The sequence below is a fragment of the Streptomyces hygroscopicus subsp. hygroscopicus genome (assembly GCF_001553455.1).
Taxonomy (GTDB): domain Bacteria; phylum Actinomycetota; class Actinomycetes; order Streptomycetales; family Streptomycetaceae; genus Streptomyces; species Streptomyces hygroscopicus.
This window is the reverse complement of record NZ_BBOX01000101.1, coordinates 1-12,082: the sequence shown is the minus strand read 5'-3', so window position 1 is coordinate 12,082 and position 12,082 is coordinate 1. Positions and strand designations below refer to the sequence as shown.

Below are 12,082 nucleotides of genomic sequence, written 5' to 3'. Positions count from 1 at the left end.
GGCCCGGCAGCGGGCCCGGGGCCGGATCCGGCAGCGGGCCCGCCCCCGGGTCCCGCAGCGCTCCCGCCCCCGGGTCCGGTGGCGGATCTGCCGCGCAGCACCCGCACCCGGACCGGGTCGCCGAGGTCTTCCAGCAGCGCGCCGAGCGCGGCGTGCACCGGCGCCATCCGGGCCGAACACTCGGGGAACACGGCGTCCACGCTCTGCCCCGCCTGGCCGATCACCTCCTCGGCGGCGGCGAGGAACGCGGCGTCCTCCACCCCCACCTCGGTGAACCGGGTGGCCCGGGTCCGCCGGGCGCGGTGCTGGACCATCGTGGATTCGATGAGGTCCCGCACCTCCCGTAACGTGCCCTCCAGGGTGTCCCCCGCGAGCGCGGCCTCCGGTCCGGGGTCGCCTCCGCGGTCCTTCATGTCACCATTCCCGCAATTCCCGCCTCGTGACGTGGTCAAGGTCTACGTGGTCAAGGTCTCGAGCGCCGTCAGCGACGGCCGGGCAGCAGCCCCATTTCCACTGCCCGCACCCCCGCCTGAAAGCGGGAGTGCGCCCCCATCTCCCGCATGATCTCCGCGACGTACCGGCGGTAGGTCCGCAGGGAGACCTGCATGGCGCGGGCCGCCACCTCATCGGTGTGGCCGGTGCGCAGACATTCCAGGATCCGCCGTACGGACTCCGGGCACAGCCGCCCGCCCAGCCGCGGATGGTCCGCGAGCGTCACGGCGTTCCCCCAGGCCCCGGCGAACATCATCTCCAGGGCCCGCACCGTGGCGGGGTCCTCCACGAGCGACGCCTGCCCCGGGCCCCGCCCCGGCTCCGACGGTCCCCTTCTGAGGTAGGCCACCTCGCCGTCGATGAGCAGCGCCTCGGGCAGCGCCGGCCGCCCGCCGTCGCAGATCCGCACCTCGCAGCGCGGATCGGTGCGCGCCAGCGCCCGTACCGCGGCCGAGGACAGCACCGGCTCCTCGCACAACAGCCGTACGACGACGGCGCGCCGGCCTCCTCCGACCGGGCGGGCGAGCGCGGCGCAGACTGCCCGCGTCTGCTCCTCGCCCCCCGACAGCACCACGCCCACGGTCCGCTCGGCGCAGCCGACCAGGGTGTCGACGACCTCGGCGAGCGGCACCTCCCCCAGAGCCGTCCCCGCCCAGGAGTCCTGGGCCAGCTCCCTGCGGTGCCGGATGACCGTCGACTCGATCAGATCACGGGCGGCCAGCAGCGCGTGCTCGACATAGTCGATGGCGCCTGACGAGGGAGCCTCCGTACGCACGGGAGAAGGCTCGGACATCCTCACAAGACCAACCATGACTTCCCCTGCCGGGCGACAGTGACCTGGTTATGCGAATACCGGCCTGATTCTCGTCAATTTCGTTGCCCCGAAATACGCGGGCAGCATTGTGCGAAATCCCTCTTGACACTAATTCGCGCACAGCGACCACGTCAACGCGGGGCGTGAGGTAAAGAGTTGTCAAAAGGGCGTGCGGCAGTCCGCGTCGTGCGGTTGCGCCGTCGATGCGCCGGGCGTGCATGTCCACAAGTTACCGGTGAGTGCGCCGTCCGGGCATGCCGGGACTACGGACCGCAGCGGTTCGACCCCGTTCGACCACGCACGGTGGGGAGTACTGTCCGCTTGCTGTCAGCGCCAGGGCCGTACGGCCCCTACCCCCGTTCGGGGGGACCCGTCGGTACCGACGGCACCGCCGCCCTCACTGCGAGCCGAAGTTGATCGGCCCGTGGAAGTCCCGGCCCTGGATGACCGGGCCGGTGATGCGGGCGTCGCCCGCGATGGAGTTGTGCACGGCACCCGTCTCCCCGGCGGCTCCACCGTGCTCACGCATCCAGGCGGCCAGGTCACGGCCGAACTCCGGGTCCTGCCGGGCCCGTTCGACCAGCAGAGCGGCCAATTCGCGCAGCCGGGCGCCGTCGTCGTACGGAATCGTGACCGGCTCCGGCTCCCCGGCCGGCTCGCCCCCGCCCCGCCGCAGCACCCGGCGGACCAGCGTGCCGAAGGACTCCAGGGCCCGCCGCCCGGCCTCCCCGCCGGCGCCCGACGCCGCCGCGTTGACCGCCGCTACCAGCGCTCCCGCCGTCACCGGATCCATGGTCCGCCCCCTGCCCTCGTTGGGGACACCACGCTACCGGCGCCCCTCGTCACGGTTCCACCGCTTCCGAGCGGAGGGTGAACCAGACCGTCTTGCCCGTCGGGGTGAGATCCGTGCCCCACTCATCGGCGGTCTTGCTCAGCAGGAACATCCCCCGACCGCTCTCGGAGAGGAAGTCCGGCTCCTTGACCACCGGCAGCGCGGACTCGGTGTCGCTGACCGCCGCGTGGACGCCGTTCGAGAGGTTCTCGAGCAGGAGGACGCATTCGGGAGAGGCCGCGTGCTTGTGGACGTTGGACAGCAGCTCGGTGACGCACATCCCCGCCGCGCTGATCAGCTCCTCGCGCCCCCACAGCCGAAGCCGCGCCGCCACGGCACGACGTACATCGGCGAGTGTCTGCGGATGGGCGCGGAGACGCAATTCGTATCGCTGCGAGATGTTCTCAGCCATGTGATCCGGGGCCCCTCCACAGCACGGCGCGCTGCCGTGTCCCCTAGCGATCCTGGCCTATAGGGCGTCCCACTCGCAATGTTTCGACCCAGTCACACAAGACTGGCATATGCCTGGCTGGTAGGCGTAGTTGGCTATACGCCAGACTGGCGACATGTCCTACCAGCCAGTGCCCACCGTTCGGCGCAGGCGCCTGGGCTCCACGTTGCGCAAACTGCGCACCGAAGCGGGGATGACACTGGACGCGGCGGCCGCCGCGCTCAACGCGGCCGCCAACGGTTCGGCCGACGCCCGCCGCTGGACCGCGCCGAAGCTCTCCAGGATCGAGAACGCCAACGCCACGATCCGCGCCACCGAAGTCGACACCCTGCTCAGGGCCTACGCCGTCACCGACCCGGGCACCCGTATCGCCCTGGAGGGACTGGCCAAGGACGCGGGCAAACGCGGCTGGTGGCAGACCTACCGCGGGGTCGTCGCGCCCGCCTACGCCGACTACATCTCGCTGGAGAGCGACGCGGAGAGCGTCCGCGACTACGCCCCGCTGGTCGTCCCCGGTCTGCTCCAGACGCCCGACTACGCCCGCGAGACCATCGCGGCGAACGCCGTGGCCCGCACCGCCGCCGAGATCGACGCCCTCGCCGAGGTGCGCCTGGCCCGCCAGGCCGTCCTCACCCGTCCCTACCACCCGCTGCGGCTGTGGGTCGTCATCCACGAGGCGGCGCTGCACCGCCGGTTCACCGGCCGGCCCGGCATCATGACCGCCCAGCTGCGGCGGCTGCTGGATGTGGCGGAGTGGCCCACGGTCACGCTCCAGGTGATGCCGATCGACGCGGCGCCCAACCCCGGGGACGCGGGCGCGTTCACACTTGTGGCCTTCCCAGGCCCGATGCCGGATGTGGTCACTCAGGAGAACCTGCGCGGCCCCTCATACGTCGAAGGAGTCGACGACGTCAACGTCTTCGCCGACGCCTTCGGCCATATCGTGGACTGCGCGCTGTCCACGGATGAGACGAAGGCCCTCATCGCTGGTCTGGTATGAGAAAGAGGGCCCCACATATGAACACCTCTGAAATGACCGCCCACCGCCGTCCCCACTGGCGCAAGTCCTCGTACTCCGTGGGCGAGGGCCAGTGCGTCGAGGTCGCCGCCGTCGGCGGCCGTGTCCAGCTGCGGGAGAGCGACGACCCCGGCACCGTCCTGACCACCGTCCCGGCGGTCCTGGCCGCCTTCGTCCGGAGCGCGAAGTCGGGCGCGTTCGACGCCTGATCGCGCGGCTGATCCCGCCGCGATCGTGTGGTGCCGTCCCCGGGGACGGCACCACACCGGCCATCGGCACGGCCGGAACGCACCGGCCATCAGCACTGGCCAGAATGGACCGGCCAGAACGTACCGGAAGCGGTCAGAACTGGACGTCCGAGCAGGCGTAGAAGGCGTTCGAGGTGTCCGCGATCGTCCACACCGCGAGGATCACGTGTCTGCCGGTCTTACCGCTCGGGAGCGTGCCCGAGTGGGAGAAGCTCAACGGCGGACGCTGACCATTGTACGGAACGGTCAGGAAGGGCTGGGACTCCAGGTTCGCGCGGGTGATCTTCTGGCTGGGGTTCCAGCCGTTCTTGGTGATGTAGTACTTGAAGTCCGTGGTCGCGTGGGAGACCGTGAACCGCCAGTTGAAGTTGTAGCTCGCCCCGGCGGTCAGCCTGGTCGCGGGCCAGTTGCCGCCGCGCGGGTCGTCCAGCTGGGAGAACCTGCTGTTGCCGCCCGCGCAGATCGTGCCGTCCGCGGGACCGCCCGAGGGGAAGCCCTTCGGCCCCTCGACGCTCTGGGGCTCGTACTGGATCTCGCCGCAGCCCGTCACCGTGCCGTTGGCGCACAGCTTCTGACGGCTGATGGGCGTGTCGGTGTAGCCGTGTCCGGTGGCGCTGCCGCCGGTGGTGAGGACGGAGATCGCCGCGAGACCGATGCCGATGACGGCGGCGCTGATCTTCTTGCGCATGCTTCGCTCCTGAAGACGTGGGGAGTGCTTCGACGAGCCGTGCACGGCGGTCTAGACCAGCTTTGAGAGTAGCCAGGGCGCAATCGTCATGTCCATACCAATGGCGGTGATCCGTCCCGGCGGGTCCGATCCGGCGATCGGGCCCGGCGGCCTGCCCCGGCTGCCCGCCCCGGCGGTTCTGAGCACTCTCCGGGGTCGGGTAGGATTTCCACGTCAGCAGGCGCCGCTAGCTCAGTTGGTTAGAGCAGCTGACTCTTAATCAGCGGGTCCGGGGTTCGAGTCCCTGGCGGCGCACCTTGGTTAACGCCACTGATCTGGGGCTTCTCGGTTATCCGAGAAGCCCCAGATCGTTTTGTGCGGGCTTTCCCGCCGTCCGTGCCACGGCCCCCGAACGGCGGGGAGCCCCGGCGCGTGTCGGCGCGCCGGGGCTCCGGGTCGGCGGGGTGCTCAGCAGGAGGGGCAGGGCGTGCAAGCGCTGACCGTGACGTCGTCGATGACCGGCCCGTGGGCGCTGTTGCTCGTGCTGGCGAACGCCAGCGTCGTGGAGGTGCCACGGGCCACGAAGGTCACCTCCCGGGTCACGTAGCCCATGGTCGCCGTCGTCTTGCCGGTGACGTCGAAGCTGAAGTCCTGGAAGTTCTGCCCGTCGACCAGCGCCTTCCCGGTCTTCACCGACCCTCCTCCCCCCGGGTTGCCGGCCAGCGAGTACGTCACCGAGTACTTCTTCCCCGGCACCGTCGTGAAGGTCTGCGCCACGGTGCCGGGGCCGCCACCGTTGAGGTCGACGGACTGGTCGCCCTCGGCCGCCTGCCAGTAGCCGTCCCCGGCCAGGTCCACGTTGCCGGACGTGACCGTCCACGGCCCGATGGACCCGCCCGTCCCCACGTTCACGAACGCGTTGGCCGCCACCCTGGGCGTCTCGAAGCTGCCGTCGTCGAAACGGCTGACGGCGGTGGCCGCCGCCGCGCCGGTCCCCGTACCGGCCAGCACACCCACGGCGGCGAGCGATGCGGCAAAGATGCGAATGGACGACATATTCCCCTCCAGTGCGACTCATTCGGTAATCCACCGAATCGATTGCGCAGCCGAATCTCCCCTACCGGCGGGGCCCACGCCAGGGCCCGGCCCCCCGCGCACCGTGGTGCGGACCGGATCGGGCGCGGCGGATGCGCCGGTCGATCACCCCAGCCGCCCCGTGGGATCGCGCATGCGTGGTGGCTGCTGGGTTGTGGGAGCGGCTGGGGTCTGGGAGCGGCTGGGTCTGGGAGCGGCTCGGCGCGGGAGTTCGCCGGGACATGGGAGCGGCTGGGTGCGGAAGTCGCTCAGGCAAGGGAGCTGCTGAGGCGTGGGAGTTGTCCGGTTCGGGCAGTGGCGGTTGCCCGGTTCGGTTGGGTGCGGCGCCGTCTCGCGCCTTCGGCGCCATTGAGCATGGGTCGGGGGTGGGGGGTGCGGGCCCCGTCGCCGGCCGCCGGGCCGCCGGGTGCGGGCGCCGGTGGCGGCTTCCCCGCTCGGGCGCCAAGGCCGTTGCCGGACTGCCGGACCCGCTCCGGGCCGACGGGGGTGGGGTACCCCTCTGGAAAACGTTTGACAAATTAGTTGCTTTAGATCAAGCGTTTTTTAGGGGGGTACCCGGAGGGGCAGCGGTCCGCGCTCCGGATCGGCCCCAGCCCCCACACCGCCGAGCCGCCACGGCGCCGACACGCGGCGGCCCGGCGGCCTGCGACGAGGGCGCGCCCCCACCTCCCGACCCATGCTCAAAGTCACCTCGCCCCGGTGATCCGTGCCCATACGGTCTTGCCGGGGCCCCGGCGCTCCCCGATGCCCCAGCGGTCCGCCAGCGCCTCGACCAGAAGCGGGCCCCGCCCCTCCGCATCCTCCGACGTGGGCGCCTTCGGCACGGGGCACTGCTCGTGGGTGTCGCTCACCTCGACCTCCAGGACGCCGCCCCGCCCGTCGCAGGTCAGCCGCACCAACGGTCACAGGTCAGCCGCGCCGCGAAGTCCCGCCCCGGTACGCGGGCGTGCAGCACGGCACCGGCCGACAGCTCGGCGACGACCAGGACCGCCGCGTCATGGCCGCCGCCTCCGGCGAGAGCACAGGGCGGGCACCGGAGGCGGACCTCGCCGCTCTGATCGCCGCGCGCCGCCGCCGCTAAGCTGTTCGGATCGGAGGTGGCGGTGGCGGCGCAGACACGTTCGCGGGGGATGACGAACGACATCCAGGAACGCATCAAGCGGCTGATCATCGACCAGCGGCTCCCCTCGGGCGCTCCGCTGCCCACCGAGACCGAGCTGATGGAGCTGCTCGGCGTCAGCCGTAACTCCGTACGGGAGGCGCTCAAGGCGCTCCAGGCGATGGGCATCGTGGAGATCCGGCACGGCTTCGGGACGTATGTCGGACCGATGTCGATGGCGCCGATGATCGAGGGGCTGGTCTTCCGTACCGTCGCCGGGCACTACCGGGGCGAGGACAGCCTCCTCCAGCTCCTCGAGCTGCGCGAGGCCGTGGAGACGGGGCTGGTCGCACGGCTGGCCGGGCGGGTACCGGAGGCGGACCTCGCCGAGCTGGACGCGGTGGTGCGGCGGATGGAGGCGGAGGCGGCGGAGGGTTCGGTGCGGGCCGAGACCGATCGGGCGTTTCACGCCGCGCTCTACAGGAGTCTGGACAACACGCTGCTGAGCGAGGTGCTGGAGGCGTTCTGGGACGCCTTCCACCGGGTGCGTACCGACCTCGTGGACGTGCCCACCGATCCGAGGGTCACCTGCGCGCAGCACCGGGAGATCCTGGAGGCGGTGCGCTCGGGGGACGCCCCGCGGGCCGAGGAAGCCCTTCGCGACCACTTCGGGAACATCCGGGTCCGACTGCGTTCGGCGCATCGCGAGTAATCCGGGCCCGAGCCCGGTCCTGGTCACCTTCGGCGGGTCGCTGGCCTCTTCGCCCCACTTCGTCCACAGTCATCTGATGATGACCGTTTTATACCCGCCCTTGGGGGACGATGGAAGTGAAGTACCGACCGAGTCGCCGCACCCGCCGCTTCGGGATCGGTGCGGCGTCCGTTCTCGTGCTGGCCGGAATGAACGGCCCGGCCCTCTACCGATTCAGCTCGGACAAGTACCACGCGTACGCGATCGACCAACCGGAGTACAAGGCGAGGAACGGCCACTGGGATGTGGTGAACGTTCCCGAGAAATACCGGATCAACACGATCCACGCCGCCCTGCTGCACACCGGAAAGGTGCTGCTGCTGGCCGGGTCCGGGAACAACGCCAAGAACTTCGCGGCCAAGTCCTTCCGCAGCGTCCTGTGGGACCCGGAGCGGAACACCTACCAGAACATCCCCACTCCCAAGGACCTCTTCTGCTCCGGCCACACCCAGCTCCCGGACGGAAAGTTGCTGGTGGCGGGCGGTACCCAGCGTTATGAGAAGCTCAAGGGCGATGTCGAGAGGGCGGGCGGACTGATGTTCGTCCACAACGAGAACCCCGACAAGCCGAAGACCTTCCCGGCCGGGACCCGCTTCACGGGGAGGGAGAACGGCAAGACCTTCGAGTCGAAGGACCCGATCCTGGTCCCCCGCGCCAAGAAGACCACGCACCGCAAGACGGGGAAGGTCACCGTGACCGCGAGCACGGTACGGGTGTATGTGGAGGCGCTGCGCAAGGGCCGGAAATACCAGACCGGGACCGAGGACAATTACCGGATCGCCGGGCTGAAGGGAAAGGACCGGCAGAACTTCTACGGCATCGCGCAGAAGCTGTCGTTCGACAAGAAGGACTTCCAGGGCATCAAGCAGGCGTATGAATTCGACCCGGTGGCCGAGCGCTACGTCCCGGTCAATCCGATGAACGAGGCCCGCTGGTACCCGACCCTGACCACCCTCAAGGACGGCAAGGTGCTCGCGGTCTCCGGGCTCGACGAGATCGGCCAGGTGGTGCCGGGGAAGAACGAGGTCTACAACCCCAAGACCAACAAGTGGAAGTACCTGCCCAAGCAGCGCTTCTTCCCGACGTATCCCGCGCTGTTCCTGACCGACAAGGGCCGGATCTTCTACACCGGCTCGAACGCCGGATACGGCCCGGCCGACAAGGGCCGCACCCCCGGGATCTGGGACCCGAAGAGCAACAGGTTCGACGTGGTCCCGGGCATCAGCGCCCCGGACGCCCTGGAGACGTCCATGTCCGTGCTGCTGCCGCCCGCGCAGGACCAGCGGTACATGGTGCTGGGCGGGGGCGGGGTCGGCGAGGACCCGAAGGTCACGGCGAAGACCCGGATCGTCGATCTGCACGACGACGAGCCGCGCTTCCGGAACGGTCCGGATCTGTATGCGAAGGTGCGCTATCCGAGCAGTGTGATCCTGCCCGATGACACCGTCCTGACCACGAACGGCTCGGGCGGCTACCGGGGCCGCAGCGCCAGCAACGTGCTCAAGGCCGAGCTGTACGACCCGAGGACCAACACCGCCCGCCGGGTGGCCGACCCCCTGGTGGGCAGGAACTACCACTCGGGGGCGCTGCTGCTGCCGGACGGCCGGGTCATGACCTTCGGCTCGGACTCGCTCTTCGCCGACAAGGCCAACACCAAGCCGGGGGAGTTCCAGCAGCAGATCGACCTCTACACCCCGCCGTATCTCTACCACGGCTCCCGGCCCGAACTCACCGACACCGGGCCCAGAAGCGTGAAGCTCGGCGCGAAGGCCGCGTTCCGGACCGCGCAGGCGTCGGCGATCACCAAGATGCGGCTGATCCGGCCCGGCTCCTTCACCCATGTGACCAATGTCGAGCAGCGGTCGGTCGCACTCGACTTCAAGCGGACGAAGGACGGGGTGACGGTGACGCTGCCGAAGAAGTCGTCACTGGTGCCGCCGGGGTGGTACATGCTCACCGCGGTGGACGACCGGGGCACACCGTCGAAGGCGGTGTGGGTGAAGGTGCTCAGGAAGAAGTGAGCGCGAAGGCGAGAGCCGGGGTGAGCACGGACGCGAGCACGGAGGTGGGCACGGAGGTGGGCACGGAGGTGGGCGTCCGCGCCGGCTAGCCGGCGCGGCGGATGGCGTTACGGGCGAGATCGAGCGCGTACCGGGGCCACCACCGACCCGCGGTGGGACCGCCCTTGCAGGTGCCGTCCGACTCGCCCGGACGCTTGATCCACAGATAGGCGTCGACCAGTCTGTCCCCCGTCTCGGTGGTCGGCCGCTCCCCCAGCGCCCGGCCCTTCGGGTTGCACCACGCCTGCGGATCGTTCTTGCCGGGGGCCGGGCCGTTGCCGTTACGGCTGGTGTCGATCACGAAGGGCTTGCCGCCGACCAGCGCGGACAGCCGCTTGCCGTACACCGTGTTGTCCCGGGTCGTCTGGTAGTTGGAGGTGTTCAGCGCGAAACCGTCGGCCTTGCCGATACCGGCCCGCTTCAGCGGCCCGGCCATCCGGCGCGGGTCCTTGATCCAGTGGGGATTGCCGGCGTCCAGGTAGACCTTGGTGTGCGGCAGCCCCTTGAGCTTGTCCACAGCGCCGGTCAGCAGGTCGTACCGCCCCGCGTGGAACCGCTTGGGCGTGCAGCCGTCCACCACGTGCGGCAGCGCGTCGGGCTCCAGGATCACGGTCGTCCGGCGGTCGCCGATCCCCCGGACCGCCCTGTCCAGCCATGCGCGATAGGCGTCGCCGTCGACCGCGCCGCCCTTGGAGTACTGCCCGCAGTCGCGGTGCGGGATGCTGTAGAAGACCAGCAGCGCCTCCCGGTCCACCTGGTCGGCGGCCTTGGTGAACCCCCGCGCCCGCCCCTCCGGATGGTCCACCCCGAGCCACTCCGCGACGGGCTGCTCCGCGATCTTCTGCACCAGCCTGGCCTCGTCGTCCGCCCCCTTCCTCCGGTACGCGGCCACCTGCCGCGCTGCGCTGCCGTCCGGGTTCACCCAGTAGGGGATCGTCGACTTGGGCCGCTGCTTCGGCCGCCCGGCGAGCGAGGCGTGGTGGCCGCTGTCGTCCTTGGGGGACCCGAAGCACCCGGAGAGCGTCAGGAGCGACAGCAGCGCCCCGGCGGCGGTGAGCGCGCGGCGAGCGCTCGGGCGTCGGCCATGGGGATGCCCGCGGCGGCATCCCCTAGCGCGCGGTGCGGCTGCCGGCTGACACATGGTGGGGTGAGCGCGTGGTGCCGGTCAGGTAGGCGGAGACGACGACGTTCGCCGTGTACGTCCGCGTCGAGCGGTTGAACTTCCCCCCGCAGGTGATCAGCCGCAGCTCCGCACGGTCATGGGAGCCCGACCCGTACACCCGCCGGGCGTCGAAGTGCTTCGCCGGCACGATCTCCACGTCCTCGACCGTGAACTCCGCCGTCGTACCGTCCGACCGCGCGACCCGTACCCGCTCCCCCCGCTTGAGGTCGCCCAGGCGGTGGAAGACCGCGGGTTCGGACTTCGTGTCCAGATGGCCGACCAGCAGCGCCGTCCCCGGCGAGCCGGGCTCGGGACCGGCGTGGTACCACCCGATCGTACCGGGGCGGTTGACGGGCGGGGGTTTCACCGCCCCGTCACGGTCGAGCCCGCTGGCGACGACCGGGGCGCGGACCCCCGCCGCCTCGATCACGACCCGCTTCGGACGGGCGGAGGCCAGCGGCGCGTGCGCCGGGGGCAGCGGATGGGCGGACGGCCGGCCGACCGCGGCCACGTCCCCGGTCATCGGCGCCGGACCGGCCGTTCCCTCCGTGGTGTCCCGGCCCCACATCCACAGGCCGAGCAGCAGCGCCGCCCAGGCCATCCCCATGGCCAGCCGGCCCAGGCCGGAGAAGCGCTTTCCGCCCCCGTCGGTCTCCATGCGCATGCCCATGCCCCTCACCCCGCGGTGCCGGAGGGACGGCGGCGGCGGTGAACCGCGAGCCCGCCGACGGCCACGGCCGTGCCGCCGGAGAGCAGCAGTCCGTACGCCTCCGCGCCGTCGATGTCATCGCGCGCCCGCCCCGTACCGGGTGCGGTGCCGCCCCCGCCCGCGCGGACGGGGGCGACGGGCGAGGGCGGTCGCTCCACGGCGACGGAGACCCCGCTCCTGCCGTCCTGGCCCGCTCGGCCTCCCGGGTCCACCTGGCGCCCTGGGTGCTGCTCCTGGCCTCCCGGGTCCTCCTGGCCTTGGCCGCCTGGGTCCTCTTGGCCGCCTCCTCGGCGCCCGTTCAGCAGACCGTCGGCGCAGTCCACGGTGACCCGGTGGGGCCCCTTGGTCGCCGTCGAACGGATCGTCGCCTCGCTGAAGAGCGCGTCGCCCTCCGGCGTCAGCTCCGCGTCGTCCACGAACACCGGTGACGATGCCGTGGCCACCCTGTTCGGACAGCCGAAGGCCCAGACCTCGACCTCGGCGCCCGGGGCAAGGGCGTGCGGACTGATCCGGATCGTGGTGGTGGCGGAGTGCCGCTGGTCGGCGAGGGCCGGAGCGGCGGCGGCCGTCACCGCCGCGACGGCGGCGCTTGCTGCGGCACAAAGCGTGAGGGCGACGATGCGCATGGTGAGAACCTCCTGACACCAAGAGGCTCACGCGTGCGGCGGGGGCCCGCATCCGCTG

The 12,082-nt window shown here is 70.9% G+C and carries 14 protein-coding genes, 1 tRNA gene and 1 pseudogene; 5 read left to right on the top strand and 11 right to left on the bottom strand.

Annotated elements, in window-relative coordinates:
* The 4 genes and pseudogenes from AXW62_RS11325 to AXW62_RS11310 form a co-directional block, all read right to left on the bottom strand.
* Positions 1–413: pseudogene (locus AXW62_RS11325) on the bottom strand (DNA-binding response regulator); the annotation flags it as partial.
* Positions 414–481: 68 nt separating this feature from the next.
* The gene (locus AXW62_RS11320) at positions 482–1,267 is read right to left on the bottom strand and encodes a helix-turn-helix transcriptional regulator (protein WP_037647820.1); all 786 of its coding nucleotides are present in this window, start codon (positions 1,265–1,267) and stop codon (positions 482–484) included.
* Positions 1,268–1,703: 436 nt separating this feature from the next.
* Entirely contained in the window at positions 1,704–2,099 is a 396-nt protein-coding gene (locus tag AXW62_RS11315; protein WP_060944384.1) for a hypothetical protein, read from the bottom strand.
* A 49-nt stretch (positions 2,100–2,148) separates the two neighbouring features.
* Positions 2,149–2,550 carry an ATP-binding protein gene (locus AXW62_RS11310; protein ID WP_030839860.1) on the bottom strand — a complete coding sequence of 134 codons (402 nt, stop codon included), beginning with the start codon at positions 2,548–2,550 and terminating at the stop codon, positions 2,149–2,151.
* A gap of 154 nt (positions 2,551–2,704) precedes the next feature.
* On the opposite strand from AXW62_RS11310, the gene AXW62_RS11305 reads away from it, so the two are divergent.
* Both AXW62_RS11305 and AXW62_RS11300 read left to right on the top strand, forming a co-directional pair.
* Positions 2,705–3,589 carry a DUF5753 domain-containing protein gene (locus tag AXW62_RS11305; RefSeq protein ID WP_060944383.1) on the top strand — a complete coding sequence of 295 codons (885 nt, stop codon included), beginning with the start codon at positions 2,705–2,707 and terminating at the stop codon, positions 3,587–3,589.
* Between the two features lie 17 nt (positions 3,590–3,606).
* The gene (locus tag AXW62_RS11300) at positions 3,607–3,816 is read left to right on the top strand and encodes a DUF397 domain-containing protein (protein ID WP_051886691.1); all 210 of its coding nucleotides are present in this window, start codon (positions 3,607–3,609) and stop codon (positions 3,814–3,816) included.
* Between the two features lie 133 nt (positions 3,817–3,949).
* Here AXW62_RS11300 and AXW62_RS11295 read toward each other — a convergent pair whose 3' ends face one another.
* On the bottom strand, positions 3,950–4,543 hold the full coding sequence (locus AXW62_RS11295; protein WP_060944382.1) for a lytic polysaccharide monooxygenase auxiliary activity family 9 protein: 594 nt from the start codon (positions 4,541–4,543) through the stop codon (positions 3,950–3,952).
* A gap of 220 nt (positions 4,544–4,763) precedes the next feature.
* Here AXW62_RS11295 and AXW62_RS11290 point away from each other — a divergent pair.
* Positions 4,764–4,837, top strand: a tRNA-Lys gene (locus AXW62_RS11290).
* Positions 4,838–4,990: 153 nt separating this feature from the next.
* Here the strand turns inward: AXW62_RS11290 and AXW62_RS11285 are convergent.
* The 3 genes from AXW62_RS11285 to AXW62_RS45655 all read right to left on the bottom strand — a co-directional run bounded on the left by AXW62_RS11285 (position 4,991) and on the right by AXW62_RS45655 (position 6,761).
* Positions 4,991–5,578: a choice-of-anchor C family protein gene (locus AXW62_RS11285; protein ID WP_060944381.1), complete on the bottom strand. Its 588-nt coding sequence runs from the start codon at positions 5,576–5,578 to the stop codon at positions 4,991–4,993.
* A 725-nt stretch (positions 5,579–6,303) separates the two neighbouring features.
* Positions 6,304–6,516: an ATP-binding protein gene (locus tag AXW62_RS11280; protein ID WP_060944380.1), complete on the bottom strand. Its 213-nt coding sequence runs from the start codon at positions 6,514–6,516 to the stop codon at positions 6,304–6,306.
* Entirely contained in the window at positions 6,504–6,761 is a 258-nt protein-coding gene (locus tag AXW62_RS45655) for a hypothetical protein (protein ID WP_252368571.1), read from the bottom strand. Before AXW62_RS45655 ends, AXW62_RS11280 begins: the two co-directional genes overlap by 13 nt.
* On the opposite strand from AXW62_RS45655, the gene AXW62_RS11275 reads away from it, so the two are divergent.
* Both AXW62_RS11275 and glxA read left to right on the top strand, forming a co-directional pair.
* Positions 6,748–7,428 carry a FadR/GntR family transcriptional regulator gene (locus tag AXW62_RS11275; protein ID WP_060944379.1) on the top strand — a complete coding sequence of 227 codons (681 nt, stop codon included), beginning with the start codon at positions 6,748–6,750 and terminating at the stop codon, positions 7,426–7,428. The two genes, AXW62_RS45655 and AXW62_RS11275, sit on opposite strands and share 14 nt — an antisense overlap.
* Before the next feature lie 116 nt (positions 7,429–7,544).
* Positions 7,545–9,488 carry a radical copper oxidase GlxA gene (gene glxA / locus AXW62_RS11270; protein ID WP_060944385.1) on the top strand — a complete coding sequence of 648 codons (1,944 nt, stop codon included), beginning with the start codon at positions 7,545–7,547 and terminating at the stop codon, positions 9,486–9,488.
* A gap of 85 nt (positions 9,489–9,573) precedes the next feature.
* On the opposite strand, the gene AXW62_RS11265 is transcribed toward glxA, so the two are convergent.
* The 3 genes from AXW62_RS11265 to AXW62_RS11255 are packed head-to-tail and all read right to left on the bottom strand — an operon-like array spanning position 9,574 to position 12,024.
* On the bottom strand, positions 9,574–10,668 hold the full coding sequence (locus AXW62_RS11265) for a glycoside hydrolase family 6 protein (protein ID WP_060944378.1): 1,095 nt from the start codon (positions 10,666–10,668) through the stop codon (positions 9,574–9,576).
* Positions 10,637–11,353 (bottom strand): class F sortase, encoded by a 717-nt coding sequence (locus AXW62_RS11260; protein ID WP_107406258.1) that lies wholly within the window; start codon positions 11,351–11,353, stop codon positions 10,637–10,639. Before AXW62_RS11260 ends, AXW62_RS11265 begins: the two co-directional genes overlap by 32 nt.
* 11 nt (positions 11,354–11,364) lie before the next feature.
* Positions 11,365–12,024: a hypothetical protein gene (locus AXW62_RS11255; RefSeq protein WP_060944376.1), complete on the bottom strand. Its 660-nt coding sequence runs from the start codon at positions 12,022–12,024 to the stop codon at positions 11,365–11,367.
* Positions 12,025–12,082: the final 58 nt, after the last annotated feature.